The 23,960-nt window shown below is 72.4% G+C and carries 26 protein-coding genes; 13 read left to right on the forward strand and 13 right to left on the reverse strand.

Going from position 1 to position 23,960, the window contains the following annotated elements:
* Positions 1 to 18: 18 nt before the first annotated feature.
* Entirely contained in the window at positions 19 to 630 is a 612-nt protein-coding gene (locus EFL26_RS18275) for a histidine phosphatase family protein (RefSeq protein ID WP_183408251.1), read from the forward strand.
* A 60-nt stretch (positions 631 to 690) separates the two neighbouring features.
* Here EFL26_RS18275 and EFL26_RS18280 read toward each other — a convergent pair whose 3' ends face one another.
* Entirely contained in the window at positions 691 to 1,674 is a 984-nt protein-coding gene (locus EFL26_RS18280) for a 1-aminocyclopropane-1-carboxylate deaminase/D-cysteine desulfhydrase (RefSeq protein ID WP_123224337.1), read from the reverse strand.
* A gap of 42 nt (positions 1,675 to 1,716) precedes the next feature.
* Entirely contained in the window at positions 1,717 to 2,196 is a 480-nt protein-coding gene (locus EFL26_RS18285; RefSeq protein WP_123224338.1) for an SRPBCC family protein, read from the reverse strand.
* 197 nt (positions 2,197 to 2,393) lie between these two features.
* On the opposite strand from EFL26_RS18285, the gene trxA (EFL26_RS18290) reads away from it, so the two are divergent.
* The 3 genes from trxA (EFL26_RS18290) to EFL26_RS18295 are packed head-to-tail and all read left to right on the forward strand — an operon-like array spanning position 2,394 to position 3,141.
* Positions 2,394 to 2,750 carry a thioredoxin gene (gene trxA / locus EFL26_RS18290; protein WP_123224339.1) on the forward strand — a complete coding sequence of 119 codons (357 nt, stop codon included), beginning with the start codon at positions 2,394 to 2,396 and terminating at the stop codon, positions 2,748 to 2,750.
* On the forward strand, positions 2,750 to 2,878 hold the full coding sequence (locus EFL26_RS24925) for a hypothetical protein (protein WP_281273812.1): 129 nt from the start codon (positions 2,750 to 2,752) through the stop codon (positions 2,876 to 2,878). The genes trxA (EFL26_RS18290) and EFL26_RS24925 overlap by 1 nt, the downstream gene beginning before the upstream one ends.
* Complete coding sequence (locus tag EFL26_RS18295) at positions 2,878 to 3,141, forward strand: metal-sensitive transcriptional regulator (RefSeq protein WP_123224340.1); 264 nt, start codon at positions 2,878 to 2,880, stop codon at positions 3,139 to 3,141. The genes EFL26_RS24925 and EFL26_RS18295 overlap by 1 nt, the downstream gene beginning before the upstream one ends.
* 9 nt (positions 3,142 to 3,150) lie before the next feature.
* Here EFL26_RS18295 and EFL26_RS18300 read toward each other — a convergent pair whose 3' ends face one another.
* Positions 3,151 to 4,572, reverse strand: a complete 1,422-nt coding sequence (locus EFL26_RS18300; protein ID WP_123224567.1) for a CCA tRNA nucleotidyltransferase — start codon at positions 4,570 to 4,572, stop codon at positions 3,151 to 3,153.
* A gap of 111 nt (positions 4,573 to 4,683) precedes the next feature.
* Between EFL26_RS18300 and EFL26_RS18305 the strand changes: the two genes are divergently transcribed.
* The 8 genes from EFL26_RS18305 to EFL26_RS18340 all read left to right on the forward strand — a co-directional run bounded on the left by EFL26_RS18305 (position 4,684) and on the right by EFL26_RS18340 (position 15,361).
* Positions 4,684 to 6,783: a DUF6049 family protein gene (locus EFL26_RS18305; protein WP_148046764.1), complete on the forward strand. Its 2,100-nt coding sequence runs from the start codon at positions 4,684 to 4,686 to the stop codon at positions 6,781 to 6,783.
* 28 nt (positions 6,784 to 6,811) lie between these two features.
* A complete protein-coding gene (gene murJ / locus EFL26_RS18310) occupies positions 6,812 to 8,500 on the forward strand; it encodes a murein biosynthesis integral membrane protein MurJ (RefSeq protein ID WP_123224568.1) in 1,689 nt (562 codons plus the stop codon).
* Between the two features lie 50 nt (positions 8,501 to 8,550).
* On the forward strand, positions 8,551 to 10,575 hold the full coding sequence (locus tag EFL26_RS18315; protein ID WP_123224342.1) for a protein kinase family protein: 2,025 nt from the start codon (positions 8,551 to 8,553) through the stop codon (positions 10,573 to 10,575).
* A 25-nt stretch (positions 10,576 to 10,600) separates the two neighbouring features.
* Complete coding sequence (sigM, locus tag EFL26_RS18320; RefSeq protein ID WP_123224343.1) at positions 10,601 to 11,317, forward strand: RNA polymerase sigma factor SigM; 717 nt, start codon at positions 10,601 to 10,603, stop codon at positions 11,315 to 11,317.
* Complete coding sequence (locus EFL26_RS18325; protein WP_123224344.1) at positions 11,310 to 12,209, forward strand: hypothetical protein; 900 nt, start codon at positions 11,310 to 11,312, stop codon at positions 12,207 to 12,209. Before sigM ends, EFL26_RS18325 begins: the two co-directional genes overlap by 8 nt.
* Before the next feature lie 87 nt (positions 12,210 to 12,296).
* On the forward strand, positions 12,297 to 13,274 hold the full coding sequence (gene trxB / locus EFL26_RS18330) for a thioredoxin-disulfide reductase (RefSeq protein WP_123224345.1): 978 nt from the start codon (positions 12,297 to 12,299) through the stop codon (positions 13,272 to 13,274).
* Between the two features lie 416 nt (positions 13,275 to 13,690).
* On the forward strand, positions 13,691 to 14,020 hold the full coding sequence (trxA, locus tag EFL26_RS18335; RefSeq protein WP_123224346.1) for a thioredoxin: 330 nt from the start codon (positions 13,691 to 13,693) through the stop codon (positions 14,018 to 14,020).
* Positions 14,021 to 14,185: 165 nt separating this feature from the next.
* Entirely contained in the window at positions 14,186 to 15,361 is a 1,176-nt protein-coding gene (locus EFL26_RS18340) for an N-acetylmuramoyl-L-alanine amidase (protein WP_123224347.1), read from the forward strand.
* Here EFL26_RS18340 and EFL26_RS18345 read toward each other — a convergent pair.
* Positions 15,324 to 16,028 (reverse strand): GNAT family N-acetyltransferase, encoded by a 705-nt coding sequence (locus EFL26_RS18345; protein WP_123224348.1) that lies wholly within the window; start codon positions 16,026 to 16,028, stop codon positions 15,324 to 15,326. The two genes, EFL26_RS18340 and EFL26_RS18345, sit on opposite strands and share 38 nt — an antisense overlap.
* A 40-nt stretch (positions 16,029 to 16,068) precedes the next feature.
* On the reverse strand, positions 16,069 to 17,286 hold the full coding sequence (locus EFL26_RS18350; RefSeq protein WP_123224349.1) for a pyridoxal phosphate-dependent aminotransferase: 1,218 nt from the start codon (positions 17,284 to 17,286) through the stop codon (positions 16,069 to 16,071).
* 129 nt (positions 17,287 to 17,415) lie between these two features.
* Here EFL26_RS18350 and EFL26_RS18355 point away from each other — a divergent pair, with 129 nt between their 5' ends.
* On the forward strand, positions 17,416 to 18,195 hold the full coding sequence (locus tag EFL26_RS18355) for a lysophospholipid acyltransferase family protein (RefSeq protein ID WP_123224350.1): 780 nt from the start codon (positions 17,416 to 17,418) through the stop codon (positions 18,193 to 18,195).
* 94 nt (positions 18,196 to 18,289) lie between these two features.
* Here EFL26_RS18355 and EFL26_RS18360 read toward each other — a convergent pair whose 3' ends face one another.
* The 8 genes from EFL26_RS18360 to rpmH form a co-directional block, all read right to left on the reverse strand.
* On the reverse strand, positions 18,290 to 19,267 hold the full coding sequence (locus tag EFL26_RS18360; RefSeq protein ID WP_123224569.1) for a ParB/RepB/Spo0J family partition protein: 978 nt from the start codon (positions 19,265 to 19,267) through the stop codon (positions 18,290 to 18,292).
* Positions 19,264 to 20,280, reverse strand: coding sequence for a ParA family protein (locus tag EFL26_RS18365; protein WP_425464116.1), 1,017 nt, complete (start codon positions 20,278 to 20,280; stop codon positions 19,264 to 19,266). The genes EFL26_RS18360 and EFL26_RS18365 overlap by 4 nt, the downstream gene beginning before the upstream one ends.
* Positions 20,281 to 20,447: 167 nt before the next feature.
* Positions 20,448 to 21,017 (reverse strand): 16S rRNA (guanine(527)-N(7))-methyltransferase RsmG, encoded by a 570-nt coding sequence (rsmG, locus tag EFL26_RS18370; protein ID WP_246000265.1) that lies wholly within the window; start codon positions 21,015 to 21,017, stop codon positions 20,448 to 20,450.
* A 129-nt stretch (positions 21,018 to 21,146) separates the two neighbouring features.
* Positions 21,147 to 21,800: a Jag family protein gene (locus EFL26_RS18375; RefSeq protein WP_425464117.1), complete on the reverse strand. Its 654-nt coding sequence runs from the start codon at positions 21,798 to 21,800 to the stop codon at positions 21,147 to 21,149.
* Complete coding sequence (gene yidC / locus EFL26_RS18380; RefSeq protein ID WP_246000289.1) at positions 21,797 to 22,771, reverse strand: membrane protein insertase YidC; 975 nt, start codon at positions 22,769 to 22,771, stop codon at positions 21,797 to 21,799. The genes EFL26_RS18375 and yidC overlap by 4 nt, the downstream gene beginning before the upstream one ends.
* Before the next feature lie 33 nt (positions 22,772 to 22,804).
* On the reverse strand, positions 22,805 to 23,080 hold the full coding sequence (gene yidD, locus EFL26_RS18385; RefSeq protein ID WP_123224353.1) for a membrane protein insertion efficiency factor YidD: 276 nt from the start codon (positions 23,078 to 23,080) through the stop codon (positions 22,805 to 22,807).
* Positions 23,081 to 23,093: 13 nt separating this feature from the next.
* The gene (gene rnpA, locus EFL26_RS18390; protein ID WP_123224354.1) at positions 23,094 to 23,459 is read right to left on the reverse strand and encodes a ribonuclease P protein component; all 366 of its coding nucleotides are present in this window, start codon (positions 23,457 to 23,459) and stop codon (positions 23,094 to 23,096) included.
* 14 nt (positions 23,460 to 23,473) lie between these two features.
* Positions 23,474 to 23,611 (reverse strand): 50S ribosomal protein L34, encoded by a 138-nt coding sequence (gene rpmH / locus EFL26_RS18395; protein ID WP_123224355.1) that lies wholly within the window; start codon positions 23,609 to 23,611, stop codon positions 23,474 to 23,476.
* Positions 23,612 to 23,960: the final 349 nt, after the last annotated feature.

Consider the following 23,960-nt stretch of genomic DNA (forward strand, 5'->3'; position numbering starts at 1 on the left):
CTGCCTACGATGCCGGGCGTGAGCTCTTTGATGTGCCCCGCGACGCTGGTCGTCGCTCGCCACGGCGACGCGGAGTACGTCGACACCGTGTTCTCCGACGAGGGCGGCACGCTCACCGGCACCGGGCGTCAGCAGGCCGCCGACCTCGCGGCGCAGCTGCAGGACCGCCGCGTCGCCCACGTCTGGTGCTCCGATGCCGCCCGGGCAGTGCAGACGGCAGAGATCGTCGCGTCGCGGCTCGGCGTCGCGGTGACCACCCGGAAGTCCCTCCGCGAGGTCGACGTCGGCGAGCTGGGCGGCCAGCCGTTCTCCGGGGACGCGGTGCGCGCGGTGACGGATCGCTGGTTCCGCGGCGACCTCGCCGCCGCGTTTCCCGGCGGTGAGAACGGGCACGACGTCGTCGCCCGGTACGCCGACGCCCTCGCCGAGATCGCCGACCTGCACCGCGGTGAGACCGTCCTCGTGGTCGGCCACGAGAACGCCGCCTCGATCTCGCTGCCGACACTCGCCCGCAACGCGACGGAGTCGCTCACCGAAGGCCACCGCCTCGGCAACTGCGACTGCGCCGAGCTCGTGGTCGACGCCGACGACTGGGTTCTGACCCGCTGGGGCGACCTGACGGACGGATAGTCCGGCACGTTCGGACGGGCACATGCGTGGAACGGCGTCCGATCGTGCCGGACCATCCGCTCAGCGAGGGCCGTGGGTCGCCAGCCAGAGCACCGGACCCGGCAGCCGGTCGGCCAGGTCGGCGATCGCGGCGAGGGCCTTGCCGGTGTACACGGGCTCCACCAGGAGGCCGACGCGGGTGCCCGCCTCGACCATGCGTCGGGAGGCCGGCGTCGGGTCGCCGTAGGTCTCGCCCAGCCAGTCCGCCCGGGTGGTGAGGTCGTCGACCGAGATCGCCGGGAGGCCGGTCGCGCCGCGCCGGGCGAGCAGGTCCGCGGTGCGGGTCGCGAGGCGCGCGATCACGGGCGCGTCGAGCGGGAAGGCATCGTTGACCACGACCCCGAGCACCCGGGAGCGCAGGCCGGCCAGCCGCAGGCCGAGCACGAGCCCCGCGGCGGTCCCGCCCGAGCCGATCGGCACGACCACCGTGGCGGGCTCCGGGAGCTCACCCCGCTGGACCTGGTCGGCGAGCTCGAGCGCCGCCTCGACGTACCCGAGCGCGCCGAAGGCGTTCGAGCCGCCGGCCGGGAGGTACCACGGCAGCCGCCCACCGCGTGCGTGGCGCACCATCAGCCAGGGCGCGGCGATCCGGAGCCGGCGCGCGGTCGCGAACCGGTGCAGGTCGGCGCCGGACGCCTCGAGGCGGGCGAGCTGCTCGCGGACGTGGTCGTCGACCGGCTGGTCGACCAGGCCGAGCACCGTCCGCAGCCCGTGGTCGGCGCCGTAGCGCGCGCAGGCCAGGCCCCAGTGGGTGCCGATGCCGCCGACGGTGAAGAGCGTCCGGACGTGGCGTCGACGTGCCTCGGGGATGATCCACTCGAGCTTGCGGACCTTGTTGCCGCCCCAGGCCCCGTCGCCGTACCGGCTCTCATCCTTGACCCACACCTCGGCGTCGTCGATCCCCGGGACGCCGAGCCGTGGCAGCCGCGTGACGGGGGTCGGGCCGGTGCCCAGGCGGACCTGCTCCAGGTCCAGATCGGGGAACCGTGCCTGCAGGTGGCTCACTCCGGCAGGCTAGTGCGGCCCCCGCGGCGGGTCAGGCGCGGGTCAGTTCCGGGCCAGGGCCTCCGCGTCGGCCTTGATCCGGGTGAGCGTGCGGACCATGTCGGCCTGCAGCGTCTCGGTGAACTTCGGGACCCCACCGAAGGCCACCTTGGTGAGCCCGACGGACACGTCGGAGATGCCGTCGGGCGCCTCACGGGTCTGCACGACCCGGGTGCCGCCGTCCGCGGTCGGCTCGAGCCGGAGGCTCCAGATCGTGAAGTTCTCCTTCACCCGCCAGGCGATCTCCGTGCCCTCCTCGAAGCGCACCACCTTGCTCTGGGTCGGCCAGACCAGGAGGCCCTTGCGGTTGACGTTGAGGAACCGCGCGCCGAGGCCGTCCGCGCCACCGCGCGGGAACGACTTGGCGGTCTGCGGGCTCCAGCGCGCCATGTTGCGCAGGTCGGAGACCAGCGCCCAGACGGTGGCGGGCGGGGCGGCGATCTCGATCGTGGCCTCGATGGGTGCGACGTCGGTGAGCGGCATGGGGGACTCCCTGGGAGGGTGGGTGCAGTCGGCGGAGCATACCGGCGGTATGCGACCGGTGGCTGTGACCGTCGTCACGGGGCCGGGGCCCCTGGTGGCTCCGCCGTCAGGAGGAGCCGGAATACACCGAGGGGCCGTCTCGGTTGAGACCACGACACCCCTAGGGGTATCTTCAGTCACGAGGAAAGGACCTCTGCATGGCCACCACGTACCTGGGCGCCGACAACTTCGAGCAGACCGTGACCGGCAACGACATCGTGCTGGTCGACTTCTGGGCCGCGTGGTGCGGCCCCTGCCGCCAGTTCGCCCCCGTCTTCGAGCGCGCGTCGGAGCAGCACCCCGACATCGTGTTCGGCAAGGTCGACACCGAGGCGGAGCAGGCGCTCGCCGCCGCCGCCCAGATCACCTCGATCCCGACCCTGATGGCCTTCAAGAAGGGGCACCTCGTGTTCTCCCAGCCCGGCGCGCTGCCGGGCCCGGTGCTCGAGGAGCTCATCGGCCAGATCGTCGAGCTCGACGTCGAGGCCGCCCTCGCCGAGGAGCGCGGCGCCTGATGACTGCCTTCACCCTCGCGGTCCCGGCCGGTCGCCCGTACGCCGACACGGTCGGCCGGGTCTGCGAGGCTCTCCCCACCCCGGACCGGGCCGCCCGGCCCGCCGACGTCACCCCCAGGAGGCCGTGATGGAGCTCGATCCCAAGGAGATGACCTCGGCGATCAACCGGATCAAGCGCGCCCAGGGCCAGCTGGCCGGCGTGCTCCGGATGCTCGAGGAGGGCCGCGAGTGCGAGGACGTCGTCACCCAGCTGGCCGCGGTGTCCAAGGCGCTCGACCGGGCCGGGTTCTCGATCGTGGCCACCGGTCTGCAGCGGTGCCTGGCGGCAGGCGACGGGGTCGACGGCGTCGACGTCGCCAAGATGGAGAAGCTCTTCCTCTCCCTGGCTTGAGCGTCCGGGTCAGGCCTGCTCGGCCGCCCACGCCAGCAACGCCTCGCGTGCCGCGTCGTAGGACAGCGGTCCGCGGTCCAGGCGCAGCTCCAGCAGGAACCGGTACGCCGCGCCGACCTGCGGCCCCGCCGGGATCCCGAGGATCTCCATGATCTGGTTGCCGTCGAGGTCCGGCCGGATCGACGCGAGCTCCTCCTGCTCCGAGAGCCGCGCGATCCGCTCCTCGAGCTCGTCGTAGCTGCGCCGGAGCCGCTCGGCCTTGCGCTGGTTGCGGGTCGTGCAGTCGGCACGCGTGAGCACGTGCAGCCACGGGAGCAGCTCGCCGGCGTCGCGCACGTAGCGACGCACCGCCGAGTCGGTCCACTGGCCGTCGCCGTAGCCGTGGAACCGCAGGTGCAGCTCGACCAGCTTGGTGACCGCGGCGGTCTCGTCGCCGGAGAAGCGCAGCGCCTGCATCCGCCGGCGGGTCAGCTTGGCGCCGACGACGTCGTGGTGGTGGAACGTGACGGTGCCGTCCGGCTGGAACTTCCGCGTCCGCGGCTTGCCGACGTCGTGCATCAGCGCCGCGAAACGTGCGGTGAAGTCCGGGCCGCCCTCCGGCAGCCGGTCCTCCAGGTCGACGGTCTGCTCGAGCACCGTCAAGGTGTGCTGGTAGACGTCCTTGTGCCGGTGGTGCTCGTCGCGCTCGAGAGCCAGCGCGGGCAGCTCGGGGAGCACGTGCTCCGCCAGGCCGGTCTCCACCAGGAGCGTGAGCCCGGCCCGCGGGAGGGGCGCGCACACCAGCTTGACCAGCTCGTCGCGGACGCGCTCGGCCGAGACGATCGTGATCCGCTCGGCCATCTCGGTCATCGCCTCGCGCACCTCGGGTGCGACGGTGAAGCCGAGCTGGGCGGCGAAGCGGGCGGCCCGCATCATCCGCAGCGGGTCGTCGCCGAAGGAGTCCTCCGGCCGCCCGGGCGTGCGGAGCACCCGGTGGGCGAGGTCGACGATCCCGCCGTACGGGTCCTCGAAGACCTTGCCGGGCAGGCCGACGGCCATCGCGTTCACCGTGAAGTCGCGGCGTCCGAGGTCGCCGGCGAGGGTGTCGCCGTAGTCCACCGACGGCTTGCGGCTCGCGGGGTCGTACTTCTCCGAGCGGTAGGTGGTGATCTCGATCTGGTACTCGCCGCGACGGCAGCCGATCGTGCCGTAGTCCCGGCCGATGTCCCAGACCGCGTCGGCCCAGCCCTTGACCAGCCGCTCGGTGACCTCGGGCCGCGCCGACGTCGTGAAGTCCAGGTCGTTGTGCAGCCGCCCGAGCATCGCGTCGCGCACCGGTCCGCCGACGAGCGCGATCTCCTCGCCGGCCGCGGCGAAGCGGTCGCCGAGGTCGTCGATCACCGGCGCGATCCGCGTCAGCTCCTGGACTGCGCGGGCCTGCGCCTGCGACATGTTCACGGGCTCGACCGCCGGCTGTTCGGGCACGAGAGGTAACTCTATCGGCGGCGCGGGGCGGCTCGGCCGGCGGACCGGCGCCCGGTCTGCGCCGTTAGCATCGCGGGTGTGACACTCCCCCGGGCCGTGGCAGCGGTACTCGCTGCCCTCGTGGCAGCGACGGTGCTGCCGCTGACGTCCGGACCCGCGGGAGCCGCGGAGGCCGCCGCGCCCTCGCCGCTCACGGTGACCCTGACCCGGCTCACGCCCTCGACGATCCCGACCAAGGGCCGGATCGTGCTCGCCGGCACGGTGCGCAACGACTCCACGGAGATCTGGTCGGCGATCAACGTGCACCCGTTCCTCAGCGGTACGCCGATGACCGACCGCGACCAGCTCGCCGCCGCCGCCGCCTCCGACCCAGCGATCGAGGTCGGCACGCGGCTGACCGAGGTCGGCCAGTTCGCGACGATCGGGGACCTCGTCCCCGGGCAGACCGCGTCGTTCCGGATCTCCCTCAAGGTCAAGGACCTGCCGCTGGCCGGTCACCGCCCCGGCGTGTACTGGATCGGCGTCCACGCCCTCGGCGACCACACCGCGGGCCGGGAGGTCGGCGGCCGTGCCCGGACGTTCATCCCGCTCGTGCCCGACGGCGTGCAGACCTCGATCGCGCTCGTCGTACCGCTGCGCGAGCGGGTTCGCCGCGACCGGGTCGGCAAGCTGATGGACACCTCCGACTGGTCGACGCTGCTGGGCGACGACGGCCGGCTCGAACGGATCGCCGCCCTGCTCGACACGGCCGGTGGGCTTCCCGCCACGATGCTCGTCGACCCTGCGGTGATCGACGCCGTCGGCTCGATCGCCTCGGACAACCCGGCCCTGTCGCTCGGTGAGGAGCCCGAGGGCTCCACCGCGACCCCGACCCCGTCACCCGCGAACACCCCCAGCGGGCTGGTCAGCCCGTCCCGGTCCGACGACCGGCTCGACCCGTTGGACCGGCAGCACGCCACCCGCTGGCTCGCCCAGGTGAACACCGCGGCCAAGTGGCAGCGCGTCCTCGGGCTCGGGTACGCCGACCCGGACACCGCGGCGCTCGCCCGCCGCCGGCCTCAGCTGGTCAGCCTCGCCGCCAAGGAGTCCTCGGCCGCGTTCAAGCGCCTCGGGATCGACACGGTCCCGGCCGTCGCTCCCCCGAGCGGCTGGCTGGACGACGCGGCGCTCGGCTCGATCCCGACCGACACCATGGTGCTCGTCTCCGACCACGCGGCGCCCCGCACCCGGACCCACTGGCGGACCCCGGAGCACCAGGACCTCGTCTTCGCCGACGAGCAGGCCGGGAGCGGCGGCCCCGGTCCCACCGCGCCGCTGGACGCGCTCGCCGAGCGCCAGCGGATCGTGTCCGACGCCGCCCTGCGCGCCGGGGAGGGGACCTCCGGCCCGATGGTCGTCGAGCTGCCGGCCACCTGGGACCCCGGTCCGGCCTGGCAGGAGTCCGACTTCTTCGCCGGCATGAACCTCTCCTGGCTCAACCTGGTGCCGCTCGACCGGGCGCCGGAGAACACGCCGATGTTCGACGCGGTCCTGGGCTACCCGGCCTCCGAGCGCCGCGCCGAGGTCGGCATGGCGAACGTCGCGGCGGCCCGCACCGTGGTGTCGACCGCGTCGGTGCTGGGCCAGCTGCTCCGCAGCACCAACGACGTGAAGCACGGGCTCACCGGGATCGGCCTCGAAGCGGTGAGCCTCAACGCCCGCCGCGACCAGCTGCGCGCCCGCTCGGAGGTGCTCGCCACCAACGCCGCCATGCGGGCCCAGCTCGACAAGGTGTCCGTGATCGGCACCGACTTCGTCACGCTCTCCGGCGGCGCGGGCACGCTGACGGTCACCCTGGTCAACCAGCTCGCCCAGCCGATCACCGTGGGGATCAAGCCGCGGGCGAGCAGCCCGGACGTGAAGATCGAGGTGCCGAAGCCGCTCGAGCTCGCGCCCGGGCAGCGCACCGTGCTGCGGCTGCACGCCCGCGCGTCGACGATCGGCGTCCACGACGTCACCCTGACCCCGGTCACCGTCGACGGAGCCGAGCTGGGCACCCCGCTGACGTTCAGCCTGCGCACCAGCCAGGTCGGGAAGCTGATCTGGGGCCTGCTGGTCGGCGGCGGCGGGCTGCTCGTCGTGATGATCCTGCGCCGGATCCGCCGTGGCCTCCGCGAGCACCGTTGGCGCGGCCAGTGAGCGCCCGAACCGGCCGGACGGTCGTGCGATGAGCGGCCGGCACGCCGCCCAGCCCTCGGTGATGGGCTCCAGCGCGGTGATGGCCGCCGGCACGGTGGTCTCCCGGCTGAGCGGGTTCGTGCGCTCGACGCTGCTCGCCGCCGCCCTCGGGGTCGGGCTCCACGCCGACGTGTTCACGATCGCGAACACGATCCCGAACATGCTCTACATCCTGCTCGCGGGCGGCGTGTTCAACGCGGTGCTGGTGCCGCAGCTGGTCCGGGCGATGAGGAAGGACCCCGACGGCGGAGCGGCGTACACGAACCGCGTGATCACGCTGGCCGCGGTGTTCCTGCTCACCGTGACCGTGCTGCTGGTCGTGGCGGCACCCCTCGTGATGCGGGTGCTGCTCGACCGGGCGTACTTCACCGCCGACTTCGCGGTCCAGCGGGAGTCGATCATCGACCTCGCGCGGTACTGCCTGCCCCAGGTCTTCTTCTACGGGATGTTCGTGCTGGTCGGGCAGGTGCTGAACGCCCGCGGCCGCTTCGGACCGATGATGTGGGCGCCGATCGCGAACAACGTGATCTCCGTGCTGGTGCTGGTCACCTACCTGCTCACCGTCGGTGCGGCCAAGGAGAGCCAGCTCTGCGGCGGCTACTCCTCGGGCGCCGAGGCGCTGCTCGGGATCGGCTCCACGCTGGGCATCGCCGCGCAGTTCGCGATCCTCGTGCCCTACCTGCGCCGGGCCGGCTTCACCTTCCGGCCCCGGTTCGACTTCCGCGGCAGCGGGCTGGGCCACACGTTCCGCCTCGGCCTGTGGACGGTGCTGTTCGTGGTGGTCAACCAGATCGCCTACACGGTCGTGGTCCGGATCGCCTCGAGCGGCACGATCCACGGCGCGGTGGCCTGCCACGACGCCGGCCGCGGCACCGGCTACACGGTCTACTCCAACGCCTTCCTGCTGGCGATGGTCCCGCACGCGGTCATCACGGTCTCGCTCGCCACGGCGGTGCTGCCCCGCCTCTCCGCGTACGCCGCGGAGGGCGACCTGCGCGCGCTGGGGGAGGCCGTCTCGGGCACGGTGCGCTCGACGTACGCGCTGGTGCTGCCGGTGGTGGCGCTGCTGCCGATCGTCGCGGCCGACCTGTCCAGCCTGGTCTGGGGCTACGGGGCCTCCGCCGAGACCTACAGCCGGTTCGTGACCTCGCTCTCGCTCTTCGCGATCGGGCTGTTCTTCTTCACCACCCACTACCTGATGCTGCGCGGGTTCTACGCCCTCGAGCAGACCCGGCGGGTGTTCTTCATCCAGTGCGCGGTCGCCGCGGCCAACATCGTGGCCGCCGTGCTGCTCACCCGCGACATCGACCCGATCCAGACCGCTCCCCGCCTGGTGATCGCCTACGCGGTCTCCTACGCCGTCGGTTCGGTGCTGTCCTACCGCCAGCTCTCGGCCCAGGTCGGCGGGCTCGGCGGGTCGCGCCTGGTGCGGTTCGGTGTCCGGATCGTTGTCGCGGCCGGCCTGTCCGCGGTGCTGGCCTGGCTCGCCCGCGAGGGGATCCACCGCCTGCTCGGCGGGACCGACAAGCTCACCGTGCTGGTCCACCTGGGCGTGATCGGCCTGGTCGGCCTGGTCAGCTACCTCGTCCTGGCCCGGGTCCTGCGGCTCGAGGAGGTCGGCGAGGTGACCCGGGCGTTCACCGGCCGGGTCCGCGGGAGTTCGTCGGCACGGGGCTGACCCTCCGCCCTACGATGATTCCGGACCCGTGGAACCGGACGAGGAGGAACGTGCCCCCCAGCTCGATCAGCCCCGGAACCGTCCTCGGCGGGCGCTACCGGCTCGAGGACCTGCTCTCCGACCACCAGGGTGCACGCTTCTGGCGTGCGACCGACACGGTGCTCGCGCGCAGCGTCGCCGTGCACGCCCTCGCGAGCACGGACACCCGCGCCCCGGCGGTGCTCGAGGCCGCGCGGCGCTCGGCACGGGTGACCGACCCGCACTTCCTGCGCGTCCTGGACTGCGACGACGCCGACGGGCTCACGTGGGTGATCAACGAGTGGGGCGAGGGGGTCTCCCTCGACGTGATGCTGGAGCGCAGCACGCTGCCGCCCACCCGCGCGGCCTGGCTGACCCGCGAGGTCGCCGAGGCGATCGCCACCGCCCACGCCCAGGGCCTCCACCACGGCCGGCTGAACCCCGAGGCGGTGCTGATCACCGAGTCCGGCTCGGTCAAGGTGATCGGCTTCGTCGTCAACGCCGCCTTCGAGGGCGCCGCGCCACCGCACCCGGCGTACGGGACCCTCGGCCCGCGCGAGGCCGACGTGATCGACCTCGCCGGCATCCTGTACGCCGCGCTCACCGGCCGGTGGCCGGGCGTGGCTCCCTCCCGCGTCCCGCGCGCGCCGCGGGACGGTCGCCGGCCGCTGCGGCCCCGGCAGGTGCGGGCCGGGGTGCCGCGCACCCTGGACGCGATCTGCGACCGCGTGCTGCACAAGGAGGCCGCGCAGCACGCGCTGCCGATCGAGACCGCTCACGAGATCGCCGCCGCGCTGAGCGACTACGTGGGTGACCCCGCGGTCGCGGCACCGGTCGACGTGCCGAGCATGTACGCCGACCCCGAGGTCCCCGAGCAACCCGCGGTCGATCCTGCCGACGACCTCGCGACCGCCCACGACCTGCGCGCCTCCGCGTCGCTCCGCGCCGGCGGGCCGGCTGCAGGGCCCGCTGCGGGGCTCGCCGGCGGGCTCCCGGCCGCGCCCGCGGCTGACCCCGCACCCGCGACCGACACCGCGACCCGGACCGAGGCCAGGACCGACCCGGGCATCGGGACCGACACCGAGGACCAACCACGGGTCGAGCCGGACTCCGCCGCCGACACGGCAGCGCAGGACGCCGACCCCGACCCCGACCCCGAGGCGACCATGGCCGCCCCGCCGCCCACCTGGGTGGAGCACGCCGAGCCGGAGGCCTGGGAGCCGGCCCCGCCGGCGCCGCCGCTCGCGGACCTGCCCGCCCGCCCCCTCTTCGCCGACCACGAGCGCCGGATCCCCCCGGGCGCACCGCCGCCGCCTCCCCCCGCCGCGAGCACGCCCGGCTCGGCGAGTCCGGCCGCCCTGACCGACACCAGCGGCACCGGGACCGGCACCGGCTCGCGCTACTGGCCCTTCGACGACCCCGACGACACCGGTTCCTTCACCGGCAAGGAGGGCCGCTCCTGGCTCCAGCTGGCCGCGATCGTCGGTGTGTGCATCGCCGTGCTCGCCGCGATGTTCGTGGCCTTCCACCTCGGCAGGGGCAAGGACACCCCGTCGTCGACCAGCACCTCCGCGCCGCCGACCCCCACCGCCACCGGCAGCCCGGTGCGCATCGTCGCGGCCCACGACTTCGACCCCGAGGGCGACCCGCCCTCGGAGAATCCGGGCGAGGTGCGGCTCGCGATCGACGGCAAGCCCGACACCGGCTGGCGCACGATGACCTATAAGGACGACCCGCACCTCGGCGGCCTGAAGAGCGGCGTGGGCCTGCTGCTCGACCTCGGGTCGGACCAGGAGGTGGGGTCGGTCGAGGTCCGGCTCGTCGGCTCGCCGACCGACCTGGAGCTGTACGCCACGGCGCCGGGCGTCAACGACCCGCCTGCCGAGCTCTCCGACACCCGCCGGGTCACCGGGGTCACGGCGGACGGCACCACCGCCCTCATGCGCGTCGACCCGGCGCAGCGCACCCGCTTCCTGGTCGTCTGGCTGACCAAGGTGCCCCAGGTGACCGGCGGAGGCTTCCGCGGGGAGATCGCCGAGGTCACGGTGCGCTCGTGAGCACGCCGAGAGGCCGGGGCCCCGCGTGACCGCCGCGCACCACGAGCTCAGCGACCCCGAGCTGCTCGAGGCGCACCGCGAGGGCGACCCGGACGCCTTCGGCGTGCTGTTCACCCGTCACCGCGACCGGCTCTGGGCGGTCGCGCTGCGCACCACGGGCAACCGCGAGGACGCCGCGGACGCCCTGCAGGACGCGATGATCTCCGCGTTCCGCCGAGCCGCCGACTTCCGCGGCGACGCACTCGTGACCACCTGGCTGCACCGGATCGTGGTCAACGCCTCGCTGGACCGACTGCGGCGCAACAAGGTGCGGGCCGCGCAGCCGCTCCCCGACGACCTCGACGAGTACGCCGCCCGCGGCGCGGTCCTCGCCGGCGCGGACGCCGCCGGCGACCCGGAGGGCCAGGCGCTGGTGCGCGACCGGCGTACCGCCGTGCTGGCCGCGCTCGACCGGCTCCCGCCGGACCAGAAGGCAGCGGTGGTGCTCGTGGACGTCGAGGGGTATCCCGTCGAGGAGGTCGCCCGGATGCTCGACTGCCCCACCGGGACCGTGAAGAGCCGATGCTCCCGAGGGCGTGCCCGGCTGGCCGCGATGCTCGGTGAGAGCGGGATCACCGGAACCCCGCAGGCCCCACCCGCGTCCGATCGACAGGCCCCCACCACGGCCGACCCCACGCCCGGCCCCACGCCCGGCCCCACGCCCGGCCCCACGACCAGCAAGGAGGTGCCCTCGCGTGACTGACCAGCACGAGCCCGACCGCGTCGAGCCGGCCCTCGGTGGTCCCCTCGGAGCCCCGGACGCCGAGGACTTCGACGACCCCGGTCACACCTGGGTGCGCGACCTGCTGGCTGAGGCCCGGTCGACCTCGCCGGTCCCCGACGACGTCGCTGCCCGCCTCGAGGAGACCCTCGCCGGGCTGCGGGCCGAGCGCGCGAGCGCCCCGGCCGACTCAGGGGCCGCGACTTCCCCCGATTCCCCGTCCGTCCTGCCGCTGCGCCGCCGGCTGCGTCCCCGCCTCTCCGCCGCTGCGGCCGCGGTGATCCTGCTGGGTGGCGGCGGCGTCGCGGTCGCCCAGCTCGGCGGCAACGGCTCGAGCACGTCCGACTCCGCCTCCAGCAAGTCGGCCGCCGACAGCGGCGGGGCGGCGGCGGCCAGGCCCAACGCCACCGGCTCCAGCAGCGGGGCGGCGGCACAGGACCTCGCCGGCTCCGCACTTCCGCGGCTCACCAGCGCTTCCTTCGCCGCGGACGCCGCGCAGGTGATGCGTCAGGTCGCGGTGCTCGACACCGCATCCGGGAGCACCAAGGGCTACGTTGCGGCCTCTCCGTCGGCGCCCGTGCCGGCGCAGACCCCGAGCGACGTCGCGCCCGGGGCGTCGACCACCGCCCCCGGCCCCTCCGTCCCGCTCCAGGCGCCCCCGGTCACCGCGACGCCGCCGACGGTGGCCGACGAGGTCCGCAGCGCGGCCGGGTGCGCGGGACCCTCGGCCCCGGACGGAGTCACGCTGCAGGCAACGCTCGACGGCACACCCGTGGCCCTGGTCTTCCGGTCGCCGACCGCCACCGGCCAGCGGGTCGAGGCCTGGTCGTGCGACGGCTCGACGCTGCTCCGCAGCGCCGTCATCGGCCGCTGATCGCCGCCCAGCGATCCACCCCGGCTCCGGGAATCGCCGGTGCCTAGGATCTGTTCTGCAGACGAGTCCATCGAGAGCAGGCACCGCATGACCAGCACCGAACCCCGCAACGTGATCATCATCGGCTCCGGCCCGGCCGGCTACACCGCCGCGGTGTACGCCGCCCGCGCGAGCCTGGCGCCGCTGGTCTTCGAGGGCGCCGTCACCGCTGGTGGCGCCCTGATGAACACCACCGAGGTCGAGAACTTCCCCGGCTTCCGTGAAGGCATCCAGGGCCCGGCCCTGATGGACGAGATGCGCGCCCAGGCCGAGCGGTTCGGGGCCGAGCTGGTCACCGACGACGTCACCGAGGTCGACCTGTCGGGCGACGTGAAGGTCGTGAAGACTGCCGAGGGCACGTTCACCGCGCGTGCGGTGATCCTGGCGATGGGCTCGGGCTACCGCAAGCTCGGCATCCCCGACGAGGACCGCCTCTCCGGCCACGGCGTCAGCTGGTGCGCGACCTGCGACGGGTTCTTCTTCCGCGAGCAGCACATCGCCGTGGTCGGCGGCGGGGACTCCGCGCTCGAGGAGGCGACGTTCCTGTCCCGCTTCGGCTCGAAGGTCACGATCATCCACCGCCGCGACGAGCTGCGTGCCTCGAAGATCATGCAGGACCGTGCCCTGGCCGACCCGAAGATCGAGTTCGCCTGGAACTCCGAGGTCGCCGCGATCCACGGTGACGACAAGCTGACCGGGCTCACCCTGCGCGACACCGTCACCGGCGAGACCCGTGAGCTGCCCGCGACGGGCCTGTTCATCGCGATCGGCCACGACCCGCGCTCGGAGCTGCTCACCGGCCAGGTCGACCTCGACGACGAGGGCTACGTCCTGGTCGAGGACCGCAGCACCCGCACCAACCTGCCCGGGGTGTTCGCCTGCGGCGACCTCGTCGACCACACCTACCGCCAGGCGATCACCGCCGCGGGTTCCGGCTGCGCCGCCGCCCTCGACGCCGAGCGCTACCTCGCCGCCCTCGACCACGCCACCGCGACCGCCAAGTCCGCCGCCGCCCTCGTCCAGTAAGCGCGCCCGACCCCGTTGAGTGGGGAGTTCGTCCCGGTCGAGCGGGGAGTTCGTACCTCATCCTGTCGGCCGTCACGACGACCCGCCCGACTCCGGGCCGCTGGCGAGCCGGCGGCGCGGTCGCGTCTGGACTGACGAGCGATGCGACGGAGGAGCGAGCGAGGAGGGAAGACGCGACCTGAGAGCGCCGCGGGCACTGCGAAGCGAAGCGAGCCAATCCAAGCGAGCCCACGGCGCGGTCGCGTCTGGACTGACGAGTGATGCGACGGAGGAGCGAGCGAGGGAAGACGCGACCTGAGAGCGCCGCGGGCACGGCGAAGCGCAGCGAGCCAATCCAGCACAGGGAAGAAATGTCCCGGCGACCGTGTTCAATGACCCGTAACACCGACCACTCACTGTGACCACGAGGAGCACCCATGGCCGACCTTCAGGCCGTCACCGACGCCGACTTCGAGACCGAGGTCCTGAAGTCCGACACGCCCGTACTCGTCGACTTCTGGGCCGAGTGGTGCGGTCCGTGCCGCCAGGTCGCGCCGATCCTCGACGAGATCGCGGCCGAGCACGGCGACAAGCTGCGCCTGGTGAAGATGAACGTCGACGAGAACCCGGTCACCCCCGCGACGTACCGCGTGACCGGCATCCCGACGCTGAACGTCTACCGCAACGGCGAGGTCGTCAAGCAGATCGTCGGCGCCAAGCCGAAGGCCGCGCTCCTGCGCGAGCTCGACGACATCATCGGCTCCTGAGCCGGTCGGGCGGCTGACCGCCGCCGACGCACGCTCCCGGCGCGCCGGGGACCACGGGCTCCGATTCGGACCCCGTCTTGGCTCCCGGCGCGCCTGCTGTTTTAGTAGGCACAGCGACGGCCCGCCCGGGAGGCCGTCGAGGACAGGAAGCCCCAGGGAGGCCGGTTGAACACGACCGCGAGCACGACCTTCCGCCGCGGCGACGCGGGACCGGCGGTGACCCAGATCGTGGGGCTGCTCTCCCGGCTCGGCCTCCTCGACGGCGATCCGCCGTCGTCCTTCGACGACCGGGTCGAGCTCGCGGTCCGCGCGTTCCAGCAGCAGCGTGGGCTCCACGTGGACGGCGTGGTGGGCTCGGCGACCTTCCGCCGGCTCGACGAGGCGCGGTGGTCGCTCGGTGACCGGATCCTCACCCACCTGCCGGGCAACCTGATGGCCGGCGACGACGTCTTCGCGCTCCAGCGGCGGCTGCTCGAGCTCGGCTTCAAGGTGGGCCGGGTCGACGGCTACTTCGGCCCGCAGACGGAGGCCGCCCTGAGGGACTTCCAGCGCAACTTCGGCATCCCCGCGGACGGCACCTGCGGTCCGGCGAGCCTCAAGGCGCTGGCCCAGCTGGCGCCGATGGTCCGCGGCGGCGCGCCGAACGCCATGCGCGCCCGCGAGCGGATCCGCGCCGCGGGCCCGCACCTGGGCGGCAAGATCGTCGTGATCGACCCGGCCCGCACCGACCAGCTGCCGGCGCAGTACGTCGAGCAGGCCGAAGAGGTCGTCCACGACCTCGCCGCGCGGATCGAGGGCCGCCTGGTCGCGACCGGTGTCCAGGCCTACCTCACCGCCTCGCGCAGCGGGCGGCACCGCTCGACACCTCCCAGCGGCGGCGGCCAGGCCGAGGAGCTGGAGCGGGCCACGTTCGCCAACCGCACGAACGCCGATCTGTGCATCTCGGTGGCGGTCGACGCCTCGGCCAACCCCGACGCGTGCGGCGTGGCGACGTACTTCTTCGGCACCGGCGACGGCGAGACCTGGTCCTCGACGGGCGAGCGCTTCGCCGGCCTGGTGCAGCGCGAGATCGTCGCCCGCACCGACCTGGTCGACCTGCGCTGCCACGCGAAGGCCTGGGAGCTGCTGCGGCGCACCCGCATGCCTGCGGTCCAGCTCGACGCCGGCTACCTCTCCAACCCCGGCGACGCCCGCCGGCTCGCCGACCCCGGGTTCCGCGACGTCCTGGCCGAGGCCGTGGTCGTGGCGGTGCAGCGGTTCTACCTGACGCCGGAGACCGACGCCCACACCGGCGTGCTCCGGCTCAGTGAGCTTCGTTCCGCCATCCGCGCGGCCGACTGATCCGGCGCACCGGGCCACTCGCGCGCGGCACCGTCGGCGCGCTCGGCCGCGGAACCCGCCGCTTCGCCCCGACGACGCCCAGCAGGCGCTCCAGCGCGGTCTCGAACTCCTCGCGCCAGGTGAGGGTGGTGCCCAGGTCCATCCGCATCCGCGGGTACGTCGCGTGCGCGCGATGGGTCCGGAAGCCCACCGCCAGCAGGAAGTCGACCGGGAGGACGCACTCCTCGTGCGGCTCCTCCGGGCGGGGTCGCACCGCCCCGAAGGCCTCGACCGCCCCGATGCCGCCGTGCTTGATCAGGTCCTTGGCCATCGACTGCACCAGCACCCGCCCGAGCCCCTGCCCGCGGAACTCGGGGGCGACGTATGCGGTGGAGAGCAGCACGGCGTCCGGGCTCACCGGCGCGGTGGCGAACCCGGCGCTCCCGGGCAGGTGCACCGCGGGCGCCCAGGTGATGTGCCCGACGACCTGGTCGTCGACCCGCACGACGCGGCCCACCGAGCCCCACTCGCGCAGCATCGTGGACAGCCACGCGGCCTTCTCCTCGGCCTCGTGCCCGCGGATCTGCTCGCGGCGTACCGGGTCGAACTCCCAGAACGTGCAGGTCCGGCACGGACCGGGGAGCAGCGCGAGGTTGTCGAGCGTCAGCCGTTCGACGTGGCGTCCCATGGACCCATCGTAGGCGCGCGACGGTCCGGGCGGTCAGGGCTCAGCGGCGCAGCGTGGCCAGGAAGTCGGCGATCCGCCCGATCGCCTCGGTGAGGGTGTCGACGTCCGGCAGGGTCACCAGCCGGAAGTGGTCGGGCTCGAACCAGTTGAAGCCGGTGCCGTGGGTGACCAGGATCTTCTTGGCCCGGAGCAGGTCGAGGACGAAGTCCTGGTCGTCGTCGATCCCGAACATCTCGGTGTCCAGCTTGGGGAAGCAGTACAGCGCCCCCATCGGCTCGACGCAGGAGACACCCTCGATCTTGTTCAGCAGCCGCCAGGCGGTCTTGGACTGCTCGTAGAACCGCCCGCCCGGGTGGATGTACTCGTTGATCGACTGGTAGCCGCCGAGCGCGGTCTGGATCGCGTGCTGGCCGGGGACGTTCGAGCACATCCGCATGTTGGCCAGCAGGGTGAGGCCCTCGAGGAAGTCGGTGGCCATGTGCTTGGGCCCGGAGATCATCACCCAGCCGGCGCGGTAGCCACACACCCGGTAGGCCTTGGACAGGCCGCTGAAGGTCAGGCACAGCACGTCGTCGCCGGCGTACGTCGCGGTGTGGTGGTGGACCGCGTCGTCGAACAGGATCTTCTCGTAGATCTCGTCGCTGAAGAGGACCAGTTCGTGGCGCCGGGCGATGTCGACCAGGCCCTTGACGACGTCCTCGCTGTAGACCGCGCCCGTCGGGTTGTTCGGGTTGATCACCACCAGCGCCTGGGTGTTCGGGGTGATCTTGGACTCGATGTCCTCGAGGTCGGGGTTCCAGCCGTTCTCCTCGTCGCACCGGTAGTGCACGGCCGTCCCGCCGGACAGCGTGACCGCGCCGGTCCACAGCGGGTAGTCCGGAGCCGGCACGAGGACCTCGTTGCCGTCGTCGAGGAAGGCCTGGAGGACCAGGCTGATCATCTCCGAGACCCCGTTGCCGATGAAGACGTCGTCGACGACCGTGTCGGTGAGTCCGTGGCTCTGGTAGTACTGCGCGACCGCGGTGCGGGCCTCGTAGATGCCCCGGGAATCGGAGTAGCCCTCGGCCTCGGGCAGGTGGTGGATCATGTCCGCGACGATCGCCTCGGGTGCCTCGAAGCCGAACGGTGCGGGGTTGCCGATGTTGAGCTTGAGGATCTTGTGGCCCTCGGCCTCGAGCCGCTGGGCCTCGGTGAGGATCGGTCCCCGCACGTCGTACCGCACGTTCTGCAGCTTTCGGCTCTGCACGATGGGTCGCATGGTCCCAGTCTCGCAGAGGCTCGCGCCGTGCCCGGGTGATATTCGCCTCCCGGGAACCCGCCCGGGGTGCCGACCGTGGGATCATCGCGGCACACGCCCGCCTGGGCCCGATCGACCGTGAGGACACCGATGCGTGACATCGTCTACCCCGTCGTGATCGCCGCGGCGAAGACCTGGTTCAAGGTCGGGGACGTGCGGATCCAGATGACCGGCACGGAGCACATCCCTCGCGAGGGTGGCGCGCTGGTCGCGGTCAACCACCTCTCGTTCGTCGACTACGTGCTCGCCGGCTATCCCGGGGCGCAGCGCGGCCGGCTGACCCGTTTCATCGCGAAGAAGGAGGTCTTCGACCACCCGGTCGGCGGCCCCGTGATGCGCTCGTTCCACCACATCGCCCTGGACCGGGCCGACGGTCAGGGCGGCATGGACGAGGCGCGGCGCTACCTGGACGCCGGTGAGCTGGTCGGGATCTTCCCCGAGGGCACGATCTCGCGCAGCTTCGAGCTGCAGCCTCTGAAGACCGGGGCCGCCCGGATCGCCGCCGACGCCGGCGTCCCGCTGATCCCGATCGTGGTCTGGGGCACCCAGCGCTTCCTCACCAAGGGCAAGCCGCGCGACTTCGGCCGGCACAAGACCGTGGCGATCGAGGTGGGCGAACCACTGCACCCCTCGCCGGAGGACAACCCGAACCTGGTCACCAAGGACCTCCAGGCCCGCATGGAGGGCATGCTCGACCGGCTGATCCGCTCCTACCCCGCCGACGAGCAGCCGCCCGGATCCTGGTGGCTTCCGGCCCGGTACGGCGGGTCCGCGCCGACGCCGGACGAGGCGGCCGCGATGTACGCCGAGGAGCGTCGCCGGCGTGCCGAGCGCAAGGCCGCCCAGCGGAAGAAGAAGTCCGGCCGCTAGGTCCGGCCGTCCTCTGTCCCGGCGCGCGCCCGGAAGCGCTCTATCGTCCTGTCATTTTGTCGACAAATCGACAAAGAGACTTGGTGCTTTCTCGCTAGGACTGTGCGGGACGCGAGTCGCGCGGATCGATGATCCCGACGATCCGCTCCAGGTCGGCGAGCGAGGCGAACTCGATCGCGATCTTGCCCTTGGCCTTGCCGAGCGTGACCTTCACGCGGGTGTCGAGCCGGTCGGAGAGCCGCTCGTTGAGGTCGGCCAGCCCGGGCGCCGTCGGCTTGCGGGCACGGAACCGCACCGGTTCGCCGTCGTCACTGCTGTCGACGCCGACCGCCACGATCTCCTCCAGACCGCGCACGGAGATCCCCTCGGCCACCACCCGCGCGGCGAGCCGGTCCTGCGCCTGCGGGTCGGCCACCCCGAGCAGGGCCCGCGCGTGCCCGGCGGAGAGCACCCCGGCCGCGACCCGGCGCTGCACCTCGGGGGACAGCTTGAGCAGGCGGAGCGTGTTGCTGATCTGCGGGCGGCTGCGGCCGATCCGGGTGGACAGCTCCTCGTGGGTGCAGCCGAAGTCGTCGAGCAGCTGCTGGTAGGCAGCAGCCTCCTCGAGGGGGTTGAGCTGGGACCGGTGCAGGTTCTCCAGCAGCGCGTCGCGCAGCATGACGTCGTCGCCGGTCTCCCGCACGATCGCCGGGATGGTGTCGAGGCCGGCCTCGGTGACAGCGCGCCAGCGCCGCTCCCCCATGATCAGCTCGTAGCGGTCCTCACCACCGGCCGCCTCGGTACGCCGGACCACGACCGGCTGGAGCAGCCCGATCTCCTTGACCGAGTGCACGAGCTCGGCCATGGCGTCCTCGTCGAACACCTGGCGCGGCTGGCGAGGGTTGGGTCCGATCGACGTGACCGGCAGCTCGGCGAAGTAGGCCCCGTCGACCGCGGCCAGGCCGAGGTTGGAGTCCACCGCCGCGGCGGCGCGTGCGGCGCTTCCGTCCTCCGCGTCGGCGTCGTGCGTCGGGATCAGCGAGCCGAGTCCCCGGCCGAGCCCCCGCCTCTTCTCGGGTCGCCGCTCCGTCATGCCCATGTGCCCCTGACTGCCAGTTCCCGTGCCGCCTCCAGGTAGCTCAGCGCTCCTGGCGATCCCGGATCGTACGTCATCACGGTCTGCCCGTAGCTCGGGGCCTCGGAAACCCGCACCGACCGCGGGATCGTGGTGTGCAGGACCTGGTCGCGGAAGTGCGAGCGCACCTCCTCGGCGACCCCGGCTGCCAGGTTCGTGCGCGCGTCGTACATCGTCACCAGGATCGTGCTGATCGTCAGCTCGTGGTTCAGGTGGGCCTTGACCATCTCGATCGTCTCCACCAGCTGGCCGAGACCCTCGAGGGCGTAGTACTCCGCCTGGATCGGGATCAGCATCTCGACCCCCGCGACGAGCGCGTTCAGGGTGAGCAAACCGAGCGAGGGCGGGCAGTCGATGAAGACGTAGTCGAGCCGGTTCTCCTCACCGTCACCGATTCGGTTGTACGCCGCGAGTGCCTTGCGCAGCCGGCTCTCCCGGGCGACGACGCTGACCAGCTCGATCTCGGCGCCGGCCAGGTCGATGGTGGCCGGCACGACGTACAGGCTCTCGATGTCCGGGTGCTGCTGGACCACCTCCTCGATCGTGGCCCCGTCGACGAGCACGTCGTAGGAGGAGGCGACGCCGCGGTGGTGCTCGACCCCGAGCGCGGTCGAGGCGTTGCCCTGCGGGTCGAGGTCGACGACCAGGACGCGCAGGCCGTGCATGGCCAGTGCGGCGGCCAGGTTCACGGTCGTCGTGGTCTTGCCGACCCCGCCCTTCTGGTTCGCCACCACCATCACCCGGGTGCGCGCCGGCCGGGGCAGCGGGTCGTTGTAGCTGAGGCGCTGGCGCACGCGCAGCTCGGCCTCGATCGCCCGAGCGAGGGGCGTGCTCTGGTCGTCGAAGTCCCGCAGGTCGGCCTCGAGCTCGGCGGCCGTCCGCACCCGCGCCGGCTCGCCGGTGCCGAAGGCTCCGACCACGGGCGGAGGCGTCTCCGCCCCTTCTCGGGACACGATCTCGGGCTCGGGCACGCGGGCCTCCTCGAACGATGTTTCACGTGAAACCAGGGAATGGGTCTGTGGATAACTAGAGGTGATCTGTGGATACACACGCTCAGGCGGCCATCCCAGGCCGGTGGATAACTCTGGGAGGCGGTGGCCGTCCGGCCAGCCGAGCGACTCGTGACCCGCCACGACACTCACTCCTTCACGACGCGGACAACCCGCACGGGGGGCTCGATCAGGTCGTCCCCGAGAACGACGACCTCGTCCAGCCGGGCACCCCCGGACCTGATCGCGGACATCGCCGCGTCGAGCTCGGCCTGTACCGAGGAGCCTTTCATGGCCAGGAACAGCCCGCCAGTCCGCACCAGCGGCAACGACCACTCACTGAGGCGAACCATCGGGGCGACGGCCCGCGAGGTGACGACGTCGAACGTCCTCGTCCCGTGCACGGCCTCCGCCCGGGCGCGCACCACCTCGACGTTGCCCAGACCCAGGCGCGCGACGGCCTCGTCCAGGAAGGTGGTCCGCCGCAGCAACGGCTCGACCAGCGTGACCGACAGGTCGGGCCGCCGGATCGCCATCACGATCCCGGGGAGGCCGGCCCCGGAGCCGATGTCGCACACCGACGCGCTCTCCGGGACGAGATCGGTCACCAGCGCGCAGTTCACCAGGTGGCGCTCCCACAGCCGCGGAACTTCGCGCGGACCGATCAGGCCGCGCAGCGTGGCCTCCGTGGCCAACAGGGCCGCGAACCGCTCGGCCACCGGTAGGGCATCGGAAAACACCCCCCGGGCCAGCTCGGGCGCGGGGGGTGTCTGCGTCGGACTGTCGTGTTTCACGTGAAACATCGCCCGCTCAGGAGGGCGGTCGGCGCCCCGAGGGTCGACACCGCGTCAGGCGGGGAGCACGACGACGTACCGGCGGGGCTCGACGCCCTCGGACTCCGACTGCAGGCCGGCTGCGGCCACGGCGTCGTGGACGACCTTGCGCTCGAAGGGCGACATCGGCGTCATCGACACCGGCTGGCCCGACTCCTTCACCTGGGTCACGACCGCCGCGGCCTGCTCCTCCAGGGCCGCCCGGCGCGTCGCCCGGTGCCCCGAGACGTCGAGCATCAACCGCGACCGCTCACCCGTCTCCCGGTACACCGCGAGCCGGGTGAGCTCCTGGAGAGCCTCGAGCACCTCACCGTTCTCCCCGACGAGCTGGGGCAGGTCGGCACCCACGATCGAGACGGTCGCGCGGTCCCCCTCGACGTCCATGTCCAGGTCGCCGTCGAGGTCGGCGATCTCGAGGAGCTCCTCGAGGTAGTCCGCCGCGATCTCGCCCTCCTGCTCGAGCCGCTTGGCCCGGCTCCCGCGGGCCGAGCCGCCGTCGGCGCCGTCCTCCTCCGCCCCGGAGTCGACATCGGAGTCGGCGTCCGTGTCGGTGTCCGCGTCGGCGTCGACGTCGGTGTCCGCCGCCTCGGGGGTCTCCTCGGGGGTCTCCTCGTCCTGGTTCAGGTCTGCGTCGTCGATCTGGTTCTCGGTCACCGGGCTGTCGGTCACGGAGTCTCTCCCTGCTCGGTCGTGGGCTTCGGCTTCGGCTTGGCGGTCCTGCGCTGGCTCCGCGACTGCTTCTTCGGCTGCTGGCGCTTGGCTGCGCCGGGCGCCGGTTTCGGCGTCTCGGAGGACGGGTCCTGGGTCTCGGTGGCGGGCGTGCCGGCCTCGGGGGTGTGTCCGTGCCGCCGCGCCTTCTCGGCGTCACGACGCTCCTTGGCCCGGAACGCCTCGGTGTTCGGCGCGGGGTTGTTGCGGATCACGTAGAACTGCTGACCCATGGTCCAGAGGTTCGACGTGGTCCAGTACAGGAGGACACCGATCGGGAAGGCGATGCCGCCGACGGCGAACACGAGCGGCAGCACGTAGAGCAGCATCTTCTGCTGCTGGGCGTACGGGCCGCTGAGCGCGTCGGCGGGCATGTTCTTGCTCATCAGCTGGCGCTGGGTGAGGAAGGTGGTCGCGGTCATCGCGATCACCAGGCAGATCGCGACGATCTGCACCGACACCTCGCCGGAGGACTTGGTGAAGCTGGAGGAGATCGTGCCCCCGAAGATCGGAGCGTGCGCGAAGAGGTTGGCGTCGTGGTCGGTCAGCACGCCGTGGCCGTGGCCGCCCGCCGCCTTGCTGAGCAGACGGAACAGCGCGAGAAAGATCGGCATCTGCACGATCAGGGGGAGGCAGGAGGAGAACGGGTTCGTGCCGGTCTCCCGGTAGAGCGCCATCGTCTCCTGGGTCAGACGCTCACGGTCGTGGCCGTACTTCTTCTGCAGCTCCTTGACCTTCGGCTGCAGCAGCTGCATGTTCCGGCTCGACTTGATCTGCTTGACGAACAGCGGGATCAGGGCCGCGCGGATGACCAGGGTCAGGCCGATGATCGACAGCACCCACGAGATGCCAGACTCCGCGCCGAAGACCGCGCCGAAGACCTTGTGCCACCCCACCAGGACGACGGACACCAGGTAGTACAGCGGCGTCATGATGAAGCTGCCGATATCGCCGAGGAAACCCACTCAGACTCCTTGAGTCGTGTTCACATGACCCAGCGGCTGCTGGGAGGTGTCGATCGGGACGCGCTTGGGCGGGACCGGGTCGTAGCCACCGCGGGCCCACGGGTGGCACCGGCCGAGTCGGCGGACGGCCAGCCAGCTGCCCTTGATGCTGCCGTGCACCGTGACCGCCTCCAGGGCGTACGCCGAGCACGACGGGTGGTAGCGGCAGACCTGCCCGTAGAGCGGGCTGATCGCGAACCGGTACGCCTTCAGCAGGCCGATGAGCACGTACTTCACCAGATGCCCGCCTTCATGACCCGACCACTCGGTCCAGACAACGATCGAGCTCTGCCGCAAGATCCCGGTACGACGCTCCGGCCGCAGCCGGCTGCGCGCGCACCACCAGCAGCGCGCCGTCCTCGAGGCGCCCCACCCGCTCCCGCATGAGGTGGCGCAGGCGTCGCTTGACCTGGTTGCGGGTCACGGCCGGACCCACGGCCTTCGACACGACGAAGCCCACCCGGGGAGCCTCAGGGTCACCAGGTCTACTTGTCGCTTTGTCGACATATCCGGTCGCCAGGTGCACGACCACGAGGGGCCCTCCCGCACGCCGGCCCTGCCGCACCGCCTGCCGGAACTCGCCGGCGGCGCTCAGGCGATGGCTCGCGGACAGCACCCCGTGGCCAGGCCTCAGACTGCGAGGCTGCTGCGGCCCTTGCGGCGACGGGCGGACAGGATCGCGCGACCCGCGCGGGTGCGCATCCGCAGGCGGAAACCGTGCACCTTGTGGCGACGACGGTTGTTCGGCTGGTACGTACGCTTGCTCACGAGCTCATCTCCGACGAGTTGTTGGGATCAGTCCACGCACCGGCTCGCACGACGCAGGACGTCGCCAGTCAGCAGAACAACTGGCACCGCCTGCCCGCGCGGCGAACCCCCTCGACCGCCGCAAGGCGGCGGCAGGCAGCTCGGTCGTGGACATGCGGCACCGGTCGAACCGGTTTCGACCTACGAACGGTACGCGGCCGGCGCTCACAGGGTCAATTCGGCGGGCGTGCGTCACCCGCCCGGCCTGCTCCGACTCCACCTCGTGCCGACGCGTCGGACAGCACGCCGGACGTCGCGCGGGCATCGAACCGACGATCTTCGCACCCCTCGTCGAGCGATTCTCGGCGAC

The sequence above is a fragment of the Nocardioides pocheonensis genome, from assembly GCF_003725535.1.
GTDB classification, from domain to species: Bacteria; Actinomycetota; Actinomycetes; order Propionibacteriales; family Nocardioidaceae; genus Marmoricola; species Marmoricola pocheonensis.

Excerpts from the sequence above, each read along its gene's own strand:
- trxA (WP_123224346.1), top strand. The coding sequence starts at position 13,691 with ATGGCCGACCTTCAGGCCGTCACCGACGCCGACTTCGAGACCGAGGTC.
- EFL26_RS18285 (WP_123224338.1), bottom strand. The coding sequence starts at position 2,196 with ATGCCGCTCACCGACGTCGCACCCATCGAGGCCACGATCGAGATCGCC.
- EFL26_RS18360 (WP_123224569.1), bottom strand. The coding sequence starts at position 19,267 with ATGACGGAGCGGCGACCCGAGAAGAGGCGGGGGCTCGGCCGGGGACTC.
- EFL26_RS18345 (WP_123224348.1), bottom strand. The coding sequence starts at position 16,028 with ATGGGACGCCACGTCGAACGGCTGACGCTCGACAACCTCGCGCTGCTC.
- EFL26_RS18350 (WP_123224349.1), bottom strand. The coding sequence starts at position 17,286 with ATGCGACCCATCGTGCAGAGCCGAAAGCTGCAGAACGTGCGGTACGAC.
- EFL26_RS24925 (WP_281273812.1), top strand. The coding sequence starts at position 2,750 with ATGACTGCCTTCACCCTCGCGGTCCCGGCCGGTCGCCCGTACGCCGAC.
- murJ (WP_123224568.1), top strand. The coding sequence starts at position 6,812 with ATGAGCGGCCGGCACGCCGCCCAGCCCTCGGTGATGGGCTCCAGCGCG.
- EFL26_RS18355 (WP_123224350.1), top strand. The coding sequence starts at position 17,416 with ATGCGTGACATCGTCTACCCCGTCGTGATCGCCGCGGCGAAGACCTGG.
- trxB (WP_123224345.1), top strand. The coding sequence starts at position 12,297 with ATGACCAGCACCGAACCCCGCAACGTGATCATCATCGGCTCCGGCCCG.
- trxA (WP_123224339.1), top strand. The coding sequence starts at position 2,394 with ATGGCCACCACGTACCTGGGCGCCGACAACTTCGAGCAGACCGTGACC.
- yidC (WP_246000289.1), bottom strand. The coding sequence starts at position 22,771 with ATGACGCCGCTGTACTACCTGGTGTCCGTCGTCCTGGTGGGGTGGCAC.
- EFL26_RS18300 (WP_123224567.1), bottom strand. The coding sequence starts at position 4,572 with ATGTCGCAGGCGCAGGCCCGCGCAGTCCAGGAGCTGACGCGGATCGCG.
- EFL26_RS18295 (WP_123224340.1), top strand. The coding sequence starts at position 2,878 with ATGGAGCTCGATCCCAAGGAGATGACCTCGGCGATCAACCGGATCAAG.